Here is a 15,874-nt window from a genome sequence, read left to right as displayed (position 1 = left end):
ACTCCTATTAGGAAAATAATATGATGTTGTCGACACTAACAGCCCTTTCGCCTGTAGATGGTAGATATAGGAATAAAACAGAGGAACTGGCGTCTTACTTTTCGGAATATGCTCTGATAAAATACAGGGTGCAGGTTGAAATCGAGTACTTTATTGCTCTTGCAGATTTCCTGCCACAGCTGAAACCCCTGTTAACGAAAGAGAATAAAGAGGCGCTCCAGTCTGTGTATCGTGATTTTACTCCGGCCGATGCTTTGCAAATAAAAGAAATCGAGGAGGTAACTAATCATGATGTGAAAGCTGTTGAGTATTTTTTAAAAGAAAAATTTGACCAACTGTCTTTACAAGAGTACAAGGAATTCATTCACTTCGGACTTACTTCGCAGGATATAAATAATACCTCTATACCTTTGTCTTTAAAAGACGCTCTGCATGAGGTCTATTATCCGGGCATAGAGAAATTGATAAGCCTGTTGGATAAATATGCCGAAGATTGGAAAGATATACCCATGCTGGCGCGTACGCATGGACAACCGGCTTCTCCTACTCGTTTGGGAAAAGAAATTAAAGTGTTTGTCTATCGCTTAGAGCAACAGTTGAGTTTATTGAAAACCATACCCGTATCAGCCAAATTTGGTGGAGCAACGGGTAATTTCAATGCACACAACGTAGCTTATTCCGCCTATGACTGGAAAGCTTTTGGGAATAATTTTGTTAATAACATATTAGGTTTATCTCGCGAAGAATATACTACTCAAATATCAAATTACGACAACTTGGCAGCTATTTTTGATGCTTTGAAACGTATTAATACGATTCTGATAGATCTGAGTCGTGATTTCTGGCAGTATATCTCTATGGAATACTTCAAACAGAAGATTAAAGAAGGAGAAGTAGGTTCATCTGCAATGCCGCACAAAGTAAATCCGATAGATTTCGAGAATGCGGAAGGTAATTTGGGAATAGCTAATGCAATATTAGAACACCTGGCAGTCAAGTTGCCGGTTTCTCGTTTGCAAAGAGATTTGACAGATTCTACAGTGTTAAGAAATATAGGAGTTCCTATGGCTCATATTGAAATATCGTTCAAGAGTTTAACAAAAGGCCTGGGGAAATTGTTATTAAATAAAGAAGCATTATATAAAGACTTGGATCAATGTTGGGCCGTAGTGGCCGAAGGGATACAAACCATTTTAAGACGTGAAGGATATCCGAAGCCTTATGAAGCCCTGAAAGCTTTGACCAGGACAAACGAAGAGATAACGGAAAAATCGATTAATAACTTTATTGATAATTTAAACGTAAATGATAGAGTAAAGGTAGAATTAAAGGCGATATCGCCACATACTTATACAGGTATATAGTGTTAAATAAAGAGGAAGCCGTGAGGCTTCAGTTATGTTAATTTATTATTTAATTTGTAACAAATGAGCACAGAAGAAAGAGATGAATCTCAACCGCGCCCCAGAAAAGTGATACCAAGTATCCGAAGGGAAAACACAGACCAGGAAGGTGATAGAAGACCTTACAATCAGGGATATAATAATAGACCTGATGGAAACTATGAACGAAGATCATACAACCGGCAGGATGACCGTGGCGGATATAACCGATCTTATGATGACAATCGCTCTTATGGTGACAATCGTTCTTATGGCGATCGCCAACCCCGTCCCCGCTATGATAACCGCGATGGAAACCGTGGCTATGGTAGCTCAAATCGTGACGGAGGTTACGGAGGCAGACCATCATATGGAAACAACAACCGTTCATCTTATGGTGGCGGTGGTGGTTACGACCGTCCTTATGGTAATGATCAACGCCAGTATTCTCGTCCACGCCAGCAGGGTGGATATGACGACAGACCTGCAAGGGCATACTCTGCAACTCCTTCGGGAGACGGAATGCCGGGTGAAGGTTTGAAGAAAAGACGTCCTCGTGTAGGTGATGCAAGACCAAGTCAGTATGATAATCGTGGAGGCGGCGGAAGACCGTCTTATGGTAACAACCGTGGAGGCGGTGGCTATGGTCGTCCGCAACAACCAAGACGGAGAACCTCCGATTACAATCCGAATGCGAAGTACAGTGTACAAAAACAGTTGAAGTACAAAGAAGTACTTACGGATCCGAATGAACCGATTCGTTTGAACAAATTCCTGTCTAATGCAGGTGTTTGCTCACGTAGAGAGGCTGACGAATTCATCCAGAATGGTGCAGTTAAGGTAAACGGAGAAGTAGTTGCTGAATTGGGTACTAAAATTACGCGTCAGGATGAAGTGATGTTCAACGAACGTGTGGTGCAGATAGAAAGTAAACTCTATATCGTATTGAATAAACCGAAGAATACAGTGACAACTTCCGACGATCCGAAAGAACGTAAAACCGTTATGGATTTAGTTAGAAATGCCTGTCAGGAACGTATTTATCCGGTAGGACGCCTTGACCGTAATACAACAGGAGTCTTGCTTCTTACGAATGATGGCGACCTGGCTTCAAAACTAACACATCCTTCATACAAGAAAAAGAAAATATATCATGTATGGCTGGATAAGAATGTAGCTATTGAAGATATGGAGAAGATAGCAAATGGTCTTGACCTGGAAGATGGCGAGATCCATGCTGATGCTATCAGTTATGCAAGTGAAGAAGATAAGAGTCAGGTTGGGATTGAAATACACTCTGGGCGCAACCGCATCGTACGTCGTATTTTTGAATCACTGGGTTATCACGTGATGAAACTAGATCGCGTATACTTTGCCGGTCTGACTAAGAAGAATTTGCCTCGTGGCAAATGGCGTTATCTGAACGAAAGAGAAGTGAATGCACTTCGCATGGGGGCATTTGAATAACTGCCTCCTACAACTCCCTCCTTTGCGTGGGAAAACAAAGGAATAATTTCTTAGTCTCTCTAAGCCTCCCCTCTGGGGGAGGTTGGGAGAGGCTTTTTTAAAGTAAGCATACAAATATGGAATCAATTGCAAGAACAAGAATTGTAGATGTGTTGCGAAGCAAAGCTTTCGGCACAACCGTTAATGTGAAAGGGTGGGTGAGAACCCGTAGAGGCAGCAAGCAGGTTAATTTTATCGCGCTGAATGACGGGTCTACGATAAATAATGTTCAGATTGTGGTAGATGTAGATACCTTTGGGGAAGATTTTCTGAAACCGATAACTACCGGAGCTTGCGTTAGCATAAATGGTATATTGGTAGAATCTCAGGGACAAGGGCAAGATGCAGAGATACAGGCAAAGGAAATTCAGATATACGGAACAGCCGACCCGGCAACTTATCCGTTACAAAAGAAGGGACACTCGTTTGAGTTTCTTCGTGAGATAGCACACCTTCGTCCTCGTACGAATACGTTTAGTGCCATCTTCCGCATTCGTCACCACATGGCTATTGCTATTCACAAATTCTTTCACGACAGAGGCTTTTTCTATTTCCATACCCCTATCGTGACAGCTTCGGATTGTGAAGGAGCCGGACAGATGTTTCAGGTTACAACCATGAACTTATATGATCTGAAGAAAGACGAAAACGGCTCTATTGATTACACCAACGATTTCTTTGGTAAGCAGTCTAGCCTTACGGTTTCCGGACAGTTAGAAGGAGAACTGGCAGCTTTGGCTTTAGGAGCGATTTATACTTTCGGGCCGACTTTCCGGGCTGAGAATTCAAATACTCCCCGCCATTTGGCTGAATTCTGGATGATTGAACCGGAAGTTGCATTTAATGAAATAGAAGAAAACATGCAACTGGCCGAAGATTTCATCAAATACTGTATTCAGTGGGCTTTGGATAACTGTATGGATGATATACAGTTCTTGAACAATATGATTGATAAAGAGCTGATTGAGCGCTTGAATTTTGTATTGAAGCAGAACTTTATCCGTCTGTCGTATACGGAAGGTGTAAAGATTCTGGAAGAAGCGGTAGCTAACGGGCATACATTTGAATTCCCTATTTTCTGGGGAGCAGATTTAGCAGCAGAGCATGAACGCTATCTGGTTGAAGCGCATTTCAAGTGCCCGGTTATATTAACAGATTATCCGAAAGAAATCAAATCATTCTATATGAAGCAGAATGATGATGGTAAGACAGTACGTGCAATGGACGTTTTATTCCCGAAGATCGGCGAGATTATCGGAGGGTCACAGCGTGAAGAAGATTTTGATAAATTGTCTAAGCATGCAGAAGATATGGGTGTTCCTACAAAAGATATCTGGTGGTATTTGGATTCACGCCGTTTCGGAACTGCGCCTCACTCCGGCTTTGGTCTTGGGTTTGAGCGTTTGTTACTGTTTGTTACCGGTATGGCTAATATCCGTGATGTAATACCATTCCCACGGACTCCGAATAATTGCGAATTTTAATTCGCAATTATTCAATTATATCTTCCTCATTCAAGTCGATGGGTATTTGCTTTCTGAATGCTTCTTTGAATGAAATAAGTGATTCGGTACGAGCTAATCCCAGAGGCTGAAGTTTTTTGTGTATGATGCTTAGTAAGTGTTGATTGTTTTTTGCGTAAATCTTTATAAACAAATCATATTGTCCGGTGGTATAGTGGCATTCAACCACTTCAGGGATGTTTTGCAAGGCTTCCGTCACAGCAGGAAACTGTCCCGGAGAACTTAGGAATAATCCCATATAAGCACAGGTTTCATAGCCAACTTTTGTGTTGTCAATGATAAACTCCGAACCTTTTATTACTCCTAAATTGGTCAGTTTTTGAATGCGTTGATGGATGGCCGCGCCGGAAACATTACATTCTCTTGCCACTTCAAGAAATGGCATACGGGCATTATTTATGATTAACTTTAATATCTTTTCATCTAGTGCATCCAATTGGTGATGTGCCATAATCTGTTTCTTTATAAGTAAGTTACTGCAAAAATAATCAAATAATAATAGTAGACAATTTATTGCTTACAATTTATCGTTTACAATTTGTGTATGACACGCATCATTTGTTCTCCTAATCCGATTGTATATCCTTGCGAAACAAAAACAACTCGTCCGAACGTATCGGCAATAACAAAGATCGGTAAGGTATTAGCATCAGATAATTGCATGGCGGATGTCAGCATATTTGTGATGTTATTATTCATATCAATACCATAGGTGATTGTGTCGGGGAGGGTGCCAAACTCCTTTGTATCAAAGTTCTTCCATCCTTGTTCATCTTTAAAGAGGAGTATCATGCTGCGGTTCCATGCTTCAAGATCTTTTGCCACAGTAGCGATGTCACGCATGGCATGATTGGTCGGTTCTTGTCGGGATCCTAGAATTCCTACAATGAAATAACCTCGTCCGGTAGTAGCTAAAATACTTGTCGCATCACCCGTCTCAGCCAAACGGAATTTTGCTTCGGCATCGATATTACCAATAACCTGTATATCGTCTTCGCTTTCACGTACGGCTAAATCAATCTTTGTTGTTTTATCGGTTTCTACGTTGAAAGAGGTGATAGAAACTAATACATTACCTTTAGCCATGCGGTTTCCGGTAACCAACAGATAGTGCCCTTTATCCAATGGAAGTGGCTTTTTGAGCAAACGACTCCAGCTATCTCCCAAGCCCATGTCTGCATGGCTTCCATCTTCAAAATTTAATGTTTGTAATTGTCCGTCAGGCAGGATTTTTGCGATTGTAAAATGCCTGTAGTATTTAGGATCATCTAGTGCTTTTATTGCTTTGTAGCTTGCTTCGACTTTCCCTTGTACAACATTCATGGAAGAAGCCGTTTCAAAATCGACGTCTGCCCAATGGAGACCTTTTGCATATTGCACTTTTCCGGCAACAGGCTCAATACGTGAAGGAATACCCAGGCTACGAGCTACGGCCACGAAAAATATATTGCGGGAATGTGTGTCGGCCACGCGGGCATTCCACACACCTACAGGCATTACCGGTATTTGTTGGGGGTTAAGATTATCATCTACTGTAATATTCATCTTGACCCAGTCAACCAGCTTTTCAGGATTTTCTTTGTATTGTGAAGCTAAATCCGCAGGAACGGCATCTCTGAAGAAACCTCTGTAGGCCGTTAGTAACTCATTACTAACTCTGGGATTTTGCACATAATCGTAGAATTGTTTGCTGTTTTCTTCATTCGTTTGTAGCAAATGGTTGCTTAAAACAGAAGCGGGTGTGTCGCGTAAGTCTTTGGCTGATATCGATTCCAGTAACATCATGGCAGAGGGGAGTTGTTTGCTTGGTAAAGAACGCAAAAATTGTTCTATCTCCATCCAGTTCCCCCGGCTTCCCTGCATCATCCATACCAATTTGTCCTTGTCCAGTCCCAGCTCGTCGGCAAGTTTTACTGCTTTTTCTTCCGTGTAAAATGTTGCTACATAGTTATTGCGGATAAGATCTTCGTCTTGTAAACGTTTGCTGTTTTCTTCCTTTTGTTCGTCTGTTACATTGGCTGGAATTACACCATCTATCGGAGGAATAATATCTAATGGCAAATCAATGATATCTCCCGGTTTCTTGTCCAATGTAATATTTATTAATTCATCTTTTCCGAAAGATACTTTCCCGAAACCAAAAGAATGATCCTTTGTAACCCAAACAAGCATATCCCCTTTGCCGGCTGTCAGGAAAGCCTTACCTTCGCTATCGGATACTTTTTTTGCAACGGTATAAAACTCGGCATAATTATATAACTTGAACTCTACTTCAGCTCCGTTAACGGGTTCTCCTGCCTTATTTACAACAGAAACGATGCATTTAGCCGTTGGGGCATAATTGTTCGTTATATTAATCTCCGTATAGCAGTTTGTTGAAGTCATAATCTCCTCGGGGCCATGGTAGCTGCCGAATGCTTTGGTATGCATCAATATGCCTCGGTAAGCAGGTCCGTTAAACCATGACAGGTTTAGTGTCGGTTCCGGTTCGCAAGCTCCCAGGAAATTCCATTTACCATCTACCCAGGCCTCTACCCAAGCATGATTATCATCGGTATGTGCCCAGCGCGGCGTATAAACCTGGCGGGCGGGTATTCCTACTGCGCGAAGCGCTGCAACTGTAAAAACAGACTCTTCTCCGCAACGTCCGTATGCGGTTCTCACAGATGCAAGCGGTGAGCTGGTACGTGCATCGGAGGGAGTGTAAATCACCTTCTCATGACACCAATGGTTCACTTCTAATACAGCGTCATATAATGACAAACCCTTTACCCGTTCTTTCAATTCGTTATAAAACAACAGGCGACTTTCGTCCAGATTCTCATTATTCACCCGTACCGGTAAAACAAAATGGCGGAATATCATTTCGGGAATATCCTTACCCCAAGGCATTTCTTCTTTTGCCTGAAAGGAAGAGCGTATGTTCTTTAGGTAAAATTCTCCACTGTAGTCTGTTATATCTCCAATGGGCATATACGCATAGAGAAAAGACAAGGCTTCATTCTCCTGCGCTGTCATTGATTCGTCCAATATTGTGAAGAGATCACCATGCGGTAATAAAGAACGTTTAGATTGCAGATCAGTCATTATTTGTTTGCGGATTTGCGCATCTGAAATGAAATGTGTTTGGCATTTGTTACATCCTGTTCCCAAAAAGAGTATAGTCAGGCTGATAATTAAGTATATTTTAGTCATTACAATATAATTTATAGACAACAAAAGTACGTTCTTTTTTCTATTTTTGTTAACTTTGAACCACCAAATGAACTAAAAACTTACCCAATTTATGTTGCAAGATTTACAGGCATTGTTTGATAGTGCTGAATCAATATTGTTGATTGTTTCGGTTATTTTGTTTTTTAGTATTGTGGCAGGGAAAGCCGGCTTTCGCGTAGGACTTCCTTCTCTGCTTATATTTTTAGGAGTCGGTATGTTATTCGGAAGTGATGGTCTGGGTATTCAATTCAGCAACCCGAATGCGGCTCAGTTTATTGGTATGTTGGCGTTGTCTATTATACTGTTTTCCGGGGGGATGGATACTAAATTTTCCGACATTAAGCCCATTGCCACCCAGGGGGTTATTTTAGCTACGTTCGGCGTATTGGCTACAACATTTATTACCGGAGGCTTTATTTATTATATGGCACTTTGGGCAACAAAACAGCCGATATTAACCTTTCCTGAGTCCCTGTTGATGGCAGCGGTGATGTCATCTACAGATTCGGCTTCCGTATTCTCTATTCTGCGTAGTAAAGGAATTTACCTGAAGGAGAAATTACGCCCTACCTTGGAGTTGGAAAGTGGTAGTAATGACCCGATGGCATATATGCTCACCTTGCTGATGATCTCATATATTCAAACAGGAGGGATGAACCTGGGTGAAGCTGTGTTAAGTTTAGTGGTACAGTTGGTATGGGGGGCTGCTGCCGGTTATTTACTTGGCAGACTGTTGGTATGGATTATTAATCATATCAATATGGATAATGCTTCCATGTATCCGATATTATTATTGGCCGGTACATTCTTTATTTTTGCGATAACTACCTTACTGAAAGGGAATGGCTACCTGGCTGTTTATATCGCTGGCCTTGTGGTGGGGAACAGTAAACTGATACATAAGAAGAGTATCGGTACCTTTCTAGACGGTTTTACCTGGTTATGGCAGATTGTGATGTTCCTTACGCTGGGATTACTGGTTAATCCTCATGAACTGTTATCTGTTGCGGTGATTGGTTTAACGGTCGGTGTCTTTATGATTATTGTAGCTCGCCCGGTTAGCGTATTCCTCTCTTTGCTTCCGTTTAAGAACTTCTCTTTTAAAGGGAAATGTTATATATCGTGGGTCGGATTACGTGGTGCTGTCCCTATTATTTTTGCTACGTATCCGTTAACGGCCGGGATTGAACATGCCGGATTGATTTTTAATGTCGTATTTTTTATTACGATTCTTTCTCTCTTGATTCAGGGCACAACTGTAACGACAGCTGCTAAAGTTTTGGGAATGGTTGATGAACCGGAACGAAAGGATGTTTTCGGTATCGAACTACCCGACGGAATTAAAAGTGCCATGAGTGAAATAGAAGTCACATCAGCTGTATTGGAGCATGGCAACAAGCTGATGGAATTGACGCTTCCCGACCATACACTGGCGGTTATGGTCATGCGCGAAGGACGTTATTTTATTCCGAAAGGAGATACGATATTGAAAGAAGGGGATATTCTGCTGATGATTTCGGATAATGACGAAGCTTTATTGCAATCGTATGAAGCCTTAGGCATTACGGATTATACAATGAAAAAGAATTAAATCCGTTATTATTGCAAAACAAACTATGGTGGTAAAGAAAGACAGAATACTCTGGGCGGATGATGAGATAGATTTACTGAAGCCCCATATTCTTTTCCTGCAGGATAAAGGATACGAAGTTGTGCCGGTAATCAGCGGGCAAGACGCATTGGATTATTGCAAGGAAGAAGACTTTGATATTATTTTCCTGGACGAGAATATGCCGGGCCTTACCGGATTGGAAACCTTGTCATTCATCAAAGAAATCAATCCCAATGTCCCGGTTGTCATGGTGACAAAGAGTGAAGAAGAAAGCATCATGAATCAGGCAATAGGCAATAAAATAGCTGATTATCTGATAAAACCGGTGAACCCGAACCAGCTTCTTCTTTCCATTAAAAAGAATGTGCATAAAAACACATTTATCACCGAAACAACAACTGTAAGCTATCAGCAGGAATTTGCCCGGATTGGCATGAAGATTAATGACTCGCTCACTCCGGAAGACTGGATGGATGTATATAAGAAACTTGTATTTTGGGAACTGGAGCTGGAAAGCGGACAAACCCAAATGTCCGAGATGCTTCGCATGCAGAAACAAGAAGCAAATAATTCTTTCGGGAAATTTGTAAAGAAAAATTATGTAAATTGGATTAAGGAGCCCGACAACCGTCCCCTGATGAGTCCGGATCTTTTTAAAAAGAAAGTATTTCCCCTCCTGGATAACGACGAGAAACTGTTTTTTATATTGATAGACAATTTCCGCTTTGACCAGTGGAGGGTCGTAAAAGATTTGTTGGTAGACTACTTTACCTTCGATGAAAGCATGTACTATGCTATCTTACCAACAGCTACACAGTATGCACGTAATTCTATATTTTCAGGCTTAATGCCCGTGCAAATAGAGAAACTATTCCCAGATTTGTGGGTAGACGAAGAAAGTGAAGAAGGGAAGAATCTGAATGAAGCACCGCTTATCCAGACACAGATAGATCGGTTTCGCAAGAAATATTCATTTTCATACAATAAGGTAAACGATTCGCAGTATGGAGAGAAACTACTTAATAGTGTGAACTCGCTTACTCAGAACCAGCTTAACGTTATTGTTATAAACTTTATAGATATGCTTTCACATGCCCGTACCGAAATGAAGATGGTTCGTGAATTGGCACAGAGCGAAGCAGCCTACAGAAGCCTGACCAAGTCATGGTTCCAGCATTCTACAACGCTTGAACTGTTTCGTCGCATAGCAGACAAGGGCTATAAAGTGATACTGACCACCGACCATGGTACGATTCGTGTAGACGAGCCGCTTAAAGTAATAGGAGATAAAAATACAAATACCAATCTACGGTATAAAGTAGGGAAAAATCTGAATTACAATCCCAGAGAGGTGTTTGAAATACGGGATCCGGAGACTGTGGGACTTCCTTCTCCTAACTTGAGCAGCAAATATATTTTCGCATTGAACGAACACTTCTTTGCGTATCCCAATAATTACAATTATTACGTTTCTTATTATAAAAACACCTTCCAGCATGGGGGAGTCTCCATGGAAGAGATGATGGTGCCGTTTATAACCATGACGCCCAAATAAGAACGATTAAGTTTATAAATGAATGATTAATATAGAGATTAAAAGTTTAGATACCATCCGTGATGCGGCAAAAGAGTTTATTGTCCAGATGGATGACAAAACGGTTTTCGCTTTCCATGGGAATATGGGAGCTGGTAAAACCACCTTTATAAAGGCAATTTGTGAAGAGTTGGGGGTAGAAGATGTGATTAATAGTCCTACCTTTGCCATCATTAATGAATACCGTAGCGAGAAAAACGGAGAATTAATTTATCATTTTGACTTTTACAGAATTAACAAACCGGCAGAGGCTGAAGACTTGGGCGTAAGTGACTATTTCTATAGCGGAGCGCTCTGCTTTATCGAATGGCCGGAAAAAATTGACGATTTCCTTCCTGCAGACGTTGTGAATGTTTCAATTACAGAGGAAGCGGACGGTTCTCGTTCTGTAATAATAAAGTAAGATTATGGAAACCTCAGAATTATTAGTGTTAGCCATCTTTGTGTTAGCCGGATTATTTTCATTTGTGTCGTCTCTTTTAAATTTTGACTGGTATTTTAATAGTCGAAAGGCAGCAACAGTTGTCCGTTTACTGGGGCGTGGCGGAGCCCGTATATTCTATGGACTATTGGGGCTGGGATTGATTGTGGCTGGTATTCTGTTTTTCTTTTACGGACGTGCTGCATGAGCAACCTTTTATGGACTCACTTTAATCTGTTTTGATTTAAAAAAGATTAATTAATGCAACAAATTGCCTAGCTGTACCGTCTATAATATATAAACAATGTTACAGATGGGTAAAATAAAGTTGTTATTACTACCTTTCATCCTGTTCCTGTTTTTGTTTATAGGAGGATGTGATGATGATGGAAGCGACATTAGGACGATGGCCGACCTGAATGTCGTTATCGGAAGCGGAGATACATATAAATTTGTAGTTACTGTAGCCGGTGAAGGTAGTGCATTTATTACTAAACAGGCATCGAATTTTGAAATAAGTGAGTTGAAAAAAGATTCGGTAACTATGAATGGCGTGTACACTTTTAAGCCTGCAGACGGTTTTGTCGGTGTAGAGGAAGTAGAGTTAGAAAAGCATACTTATTCGTACGACTCCGAGCTTCAGGTTAATAGAGAACGTATAAAGATTAAAGTTACAGTTGAGAAAAGTCTCTGATAAGGGCATCCCGAAGGATGCCTTTTTTATTGGGGAACTGCCACATTTGTTTGCCCCGGGATACCTCTCAGTCGAGGCATTACATTATTAGAACGGGGAAATTGCCAGGCATTTTCAGCTTTGTTCCACGAATCCATAGGGGGAAGATCCATAAAGCTACCCCATTCGCTACCGTTGCGGATCGAATTAATATCTACCCAATTACCTTCAGGTATATAAGCATAATTCCCTGATAAAACGCGCGAGCTTGTCTCTGCGTGCATCAGTTGTCCTACAATACGATAGGTTGTAGGTGGGTCTCCTGCCATATAGGAAAGGACAGCCAGGCAATGGTCTACCACAGGGCTTGTCTTTGCTTCGTCCACTTTATGGATCCGGCCTACAATTCCTCCGGTAATGGCAACAGAAGGTTGTTCATTCTTGTTGATAGTTCCGGCTGCATAACAGTCTTGTATGATGGCTGATACGGTGTGGTTGGGACCATTTCCGTTTGTGCTTATCCAGCCTCCCATTCCTCCCAGGCAACCACTATCGGCAGTGATATCTCCTGCATGATAACAGTTTCTCATGCTGAAAGAACCATATCCGTAGCCTTTTCCCTGTTCGTCTCCGGATGCAGAACCGGATGCAAAACCAAAGACCCCTCCGGTTGCTATCGTGCTGTTCTTCCCGCTGTTCTTTCCTCCGGCTATCATACCCCGGTTACAGCTGGAGGTTATGATGAATTTCCCGGAGCCGTATCCGTTTCCGTCGTTAATATTATCGCTGATGCTTGATTTGTCGCCATATCCATATCCATCTCCATACCCAAATATCCCTCCGGTAAATGAAAGAGCGTTATCACTGATCGCATTTCCACCTTTAACGAATCCGTTGTTTACGCATAAATGAGCGGTGAATACGCCGGATCCGTCGCTATAGCCATAGCCGTCTCCCGAAGCATTTCCATATCCGAACACCCCTCCGGTAGCACAAACAGCTTCCTCACCCCGGGTGTTTCCGCCACTGATAGATCCGTTGTTAACACATGAAGTGATAACAAAGGAAGCAGCGGAAGACACTGTACCGTCACAGTAGCCATGCCCACGTCCTTTGCCGATAATCCCCCCGGTATATGATAGGTTGGAAGTACCGGCAGATATCTCGGCATTATTTGAGCATTTGTCGATCAGGATATAAACTGAACCGTCACCGTCGCAGAAAGCATATCCTTCACCAATAAGTCCACCGGTGTTGGAATGTTCGGTTTCCCCGCCGATGATTGTGACGTTTTTATTGTGACAATTTCGTATAATGATGGAATCTTCTCCGTTAACGGCATTACAGAACATATAACCCGCCAGGCTTCCCGTGTACGAAATAGACTGACTGGCATCCCCGGTGATTTTACCTCCTTCGATGGTGAGGTTTTCAATCCGGGCGCCATTGCCCAGGTAGCCAAACAAGCCGGAGGCAGGATAGCCTTCCGAATTGGAATTGTTTATATACAGGTTTCGTATTACTTTTCCGTTTCCGTCGAAACTACCCTGAAACGGGTGGGCCGCATCGCAGCCAATCGAAATCCAGTAATGCGCTCCCAAATCAAGGTCTTCTGTCAGTTTAAAATAAACTCCGTGATAAGGATTTCCGGGTGTCATATTTACCTGGTCGGCCAGAAAGGTTAAACCGGAAACAGACGATATCAGGAAGGGGTTTTCTTTTGTTCCGCTTCCTTTATAGGTATGTTCTCCTTCATCGTTATACCAATCCCCCTTTTGAGCAAGGGTATGACCGGCAAAAAATAGTAAAAGCAATAAAACGGTAAAACACTTTTTCATCATGTATAAGCAACTTTATAGCGGTAAATCAATCTCCAGGTGTTCGTTCATTCCTGTATAACAGTTTAATATGGTAATCTTTCCTTCTTTAGGCAACACGAGTCCTACCGCTTTTCCGGCCGGGAGGATGTATAATTTGTTATTGCATGTAAATCTATAGGTAATATCCGACATATTGGATACTTCATAGGCCCCCATGTCTGCGTGTTTGACTTTCCACACCAGAGAGGCTTTGAACAGAGCCGTCAGATGTTCGGCTTTTCCGGCCAGTTGTCCGTTAAAATAAGCGGCGGAACGTCCGGCAAACAGGGCTTCCTTGATTCCTTTTTCAGAATATTCCGTAGCAAAAACCAATGTAAGCGGCCTGGACAGCTTATGACTTCCATAATCCTCGGATATCAACTCATGGATATCCGTATTTCCCATGAAAGCCAGGTTTGTCTCTTTGCACCAATCAAAGGCAACAGGGTAATACTCCATGTAATTGAAGACTTCTATCCCGTGGATTTTCTTTTCTTTAATCAGTTGCTCATGAACAGGGTAGAGGGTTGATTTATCATCGGGCCAGCCCGGATGGTTCCACATCACAAAGCCTCCTTGTTTGATGGCTATATCAATTGCCTCCAGTGGGTCTTCAACATCCATCGGATTAGCATCCGAAATGAATAGTCCGTTAAGGTGCCCTAATGGTTTGGAGCGGGTAATCTCCGTTCCCTGTATGACGATAAAACCGATCTCATCCCCTCGTTTCCGGGCAATCTTGAATGATTCATTCAGGTCGCCTTTCACGATATCCTTGTGGGGGCGGTATTCAATATGGTCTGTAATGGCAATGGCATCCAGTCCTCCCCGCCAGGCTTCATTCACACGAACATCCGGCCATACCTTGCCGTCTGAGAATACGGTATGCGTATGAAAGTCGCATTTGAGCGTCTGATATCCCCCAATATCTGGAATACGGATGATGTCTCTGACGATAGAGTGATTCATCTCTGTTTCTTCATACACGTCATTATTCCTTAACTGAGCATGAGCCGATAGAAATCCAAAGCATAGCATTAACAAGGCGATCTTTTTCATGATATTCTCTTTTTGTATTATAAGGCAGTCTCTTCTTTTGCTTTCAAAAGTACAAAAAATTATCCAATATATGTCTCCATAAATTTGGCATCCGGTGAAGGATTAATCGTTACAGTCTTTGTGTCGGCAGGAATTAATACCGTTTGTCCCTGATGTACCTCTAGAGCTTCTCCTTTGTTATCACGCAGCATGGCTTTTCCGGCCATACAGATATAGACTACAAATGAATCTAACGAAGAAAAATCCCGTACGATTTCGGTATCGAGGTCCAGCAAATTGGTGGTAAAATATTTACAGTCCACCAAAGGCACGGGGGCATCTTTGCGTGTTTCGTAAGACGTTCGGTAATCAGCATGATACGTATAATCTATCGCGTCTTTTGCCAGTTCGGTATGTAGCTCGCGACCATTGCCGTTGGCGTCTTTCCGGTTATAGTCGTAAATACGATAGGTAATGTTGCTTGTCTGCTGGATTTCGGCAATAAAGCAACCCGCGCCGATGGCATGTACCCGTCCGGCGGGAAGGAAAAAGACATCACCCGGCTGTACTTCGTAGCGCTGCATTACTTCCATAATGCTGTTGTCTTCTACGCGCTTCACATATTCGTCGGCCTGGATCGGTTGGGAAAAGCCGGAATAAAGGGTAGCTCCTTCAGAAGCATTGATCACATACCACATTTCCGTCTTTCCGAAAGAGTTGTGGCGCTTCTTGGCCAGCTCATCATCGGGGTGTACCTGGATAGACAGGTTGTCCTTAGCATCAATAAACTTAATCAGCAAGGGGAATGTATGTCCAAACTGCTCCATTACTTTTCCACCCACCAACTGTTTCCCGAACATATTGATTAGCTCGTCCAGGCTTTTGCCAGCCAGCGGGCCATTATCCACTACCGAATAATTGTCTTCTACGTGCGATAGCTCCCAACTCTCGCCTATACCGTCTTGTAGAGGCGTAATTCCCTTAAAGGGGCAGATATCAGATCCACCCCAGATTATCTTCTTTAATATTGGTCTAAATGTGTACATAGTT

The 15,874-nt window shown here is 42.2% G+C and carries 13 protein-coding genes; 8 read left to right on the top strand and 5 right to left on the bottom strand.

Going from position 1 to position 15,874, the window contains the following annotated elements:
• Window positions 1-20: 20 nt before the first annotated feature.
• From purB to asnS, 3 genes are all read left to right on the top strand, one after another.
• Window positions 21-1,364, top strand: a complete 1,344-nt coding sequence (purB, locus tag M2470_RS16885; RefSeq protein ID WP_280746183.1) for an adenylosuccinate lyase — start codon at window positions 21-23, stop codon at window positions 1,362-1,364.
• Window positions 1,365-1,427: 63 nt separating this feature from the next.
• Window positions 1,428-2,849 (top strand): pseudouridine synthase, encoded by a 1,422-nt coding sequence (locus tag M2470_RS16880; protein ID WP_280746182.1) that lies wholly within the window; start codon window positions 1,428-1,430, stop codon window positions 2,847-2,849.
• A 116-nt stretch (window positions 2,850-2,965) separates the two neighbouring features.
• On the top strand, window positions 2,966-4,372 hold the full coding sequence (asnS, locus tag M2470_RS16875) for an asparagine--tRNA ligase (protein ID WP_280746181.1): 1,407 nt from the start codon (window positions 2,966-2,968) through the stop codon (window positions 4,370-4,372).
• Window positions 4,373-4,379: 7 nt separating this feature from the next.
• Here the strand turns inward: asnS and M2470_RS16870 are convergent, their stop codons facing one another.
• Window positions 4,380-4,862, bottom strand: a complete 483-nt coding sequence (locus tag M2470_RS16870) for an Lrp/AsnC ligand binding domain-containing protein (protein WP_280746180.1) — start codon at window positions 4,860-4,862, stop codon at window positions 4,380-4,382.
• A gap of 80 nt (window positions 4,863-4,942) precedes the next feature.
• On the bottom strand, window positions 4,943-7,606 hold the full coding sequence (locus M2470_RS16865; RefSeq protein ID WP_280746179.1) for a transglutaminase domain-containing protein: 2,664 nt from the start codon (window positions 7,604-7,606) through the stop codon (window positions 4,943-4,945).
• A gap of 91 nt (window positions 7,607-7,697) precedes the next feature.
• Between M2470_RS16865 and M2470_RS16860 the strand changes: the two genes are divergently transcribed.
• The 5 genes from M2470_RS16860 to M2470_RS16840 all read left to right on the top strand — a co-directional run bounded on the left by M2470_RS16860 (window position 7,698) and on the right by M2470_RS16840 (window position 11,948).
• On the top strand, window positions 7,698-9,218 hold the full coding sequence (locus M2470_RS16860) for a potassium/proton antiporter (RefSeq protein ID WP_280746178.1): 1,521 nt from the start codon (window positions 7,698-7,700) through the stop codon (window positions 9,216-9,218).
• 25 nt (window positions 9,219-9,243) lie between these two features.
• Window positions 9,244-10,794: a bifunctional response regulator/alkaline phosphatase family protein gene (locus M2470_RS16855; protein ID WP_280746177.1), complete on the top strand. Its 1,551-nt coding sequence runs from the start codon at window positions 9,244-9,246 to the stop codon at window positions 10,792-10,794.
• Between the two features lie 22 nt (window positions 10,795-10,816).
• The gene (gene tsaE, locus M2470_RS16850) at window positions 10,817-11,236 is read left to right on the top strand and encodes a tRNA (adenosine(37)-N6)-threonylcarbamoyltransferase complex ATPase subunit type 1 TsaE (RefSeq protein WP_280746176.1); all 420 of its coding nucleotides are present in this window, start codon (window positions 10,817-10,819) and stop codon (window positions 11,234-11,236) included.
• A 4-nt stretch (window positions 11,237-11,240) separates the two neighbouring features.
• Window positions 11,241-11,462, top strand: a complete 222-nt coding sequence (locus tag M2470_RS16845) for an immunity 17 family protein (RefSeq protein ID WP_280746175.1) — start codon at window positions 11,241-11,243, stop codon at window positions 11,460-11,462.
• Window positions 11,463-11,567: 105 nt separating this feature from the next.
• Complete coding sequence (locus M2470_RS16840) at window positions 11,568-11,948, top strand: hypothetical protein (protein WP_280746174.1); 381 nt, start codon at window positions 11,568-11,570, stop codon at window positions 11,946-11,948.
• A 26-nt stretch (window positions 11,949-11,974) separates the two neighbouring features.
• Here M2470_RS16840 and M2470_RS16835 read toward each other — a convergent pair whose 3' ends face one another.
• The 3 genes from M2470_RS16835 to M2470_RS16825 are packed head-to-tail and all read right to left on the bottom strand — an operon-like array spanning window position 11,975 to window position 15,870.
• Entirely contained in the window at window positions 11,975-13,768 is a 1,794-nt protein-coding gene (locus tag M2470_RS16835; RefSeq protein WP_280746173.1) for a hypothetical protein, read from the bottom strand.
• Window positions 13,769-13,780: 12 nt separating this feature from the next.
• Window positions 13,781-14,845, bottom strand: coding sequence for a PHP domain-containing protein (locus tag M2470_RS16830; RefSeq protein WP_280746172.1), 1,065 nt, complete (start codon window positions 14,843-14,845; stop codon window positions 13,781-13,783).
• A gap of 59 nt (window positions 14,846-14,904) precedes the next feature.
• Window positions 14,905-15,870 carry a type I phosphomannose isomerase catalytic subunit gene (locus M2470_RS16825; protein ID WP_280746171.1) on the bottom strand — a complete coding sequence of 322 codons (966 nt, stop codon included), beginning with the start codon at window positions 15,868-15,870 and terminating at the stop codon, window positions 14,905-14,907.
• Between the last annotated feature and the right edge of the window lie 4 nt (window positions 15,871-15,874).

The organism is Parabacteroides sp. PH5-46 (genome assembly GCF_029892785.1).
GTDB lineage: Bacteria > Bacteroidota > Bacteroidia > Bacteroidales > Tannerellaceae > DFXE01.
Note: the sequence above shows the minus strand (reverse complement) of the source record. Positions and strands in the feature narration are given on the sequence as shown.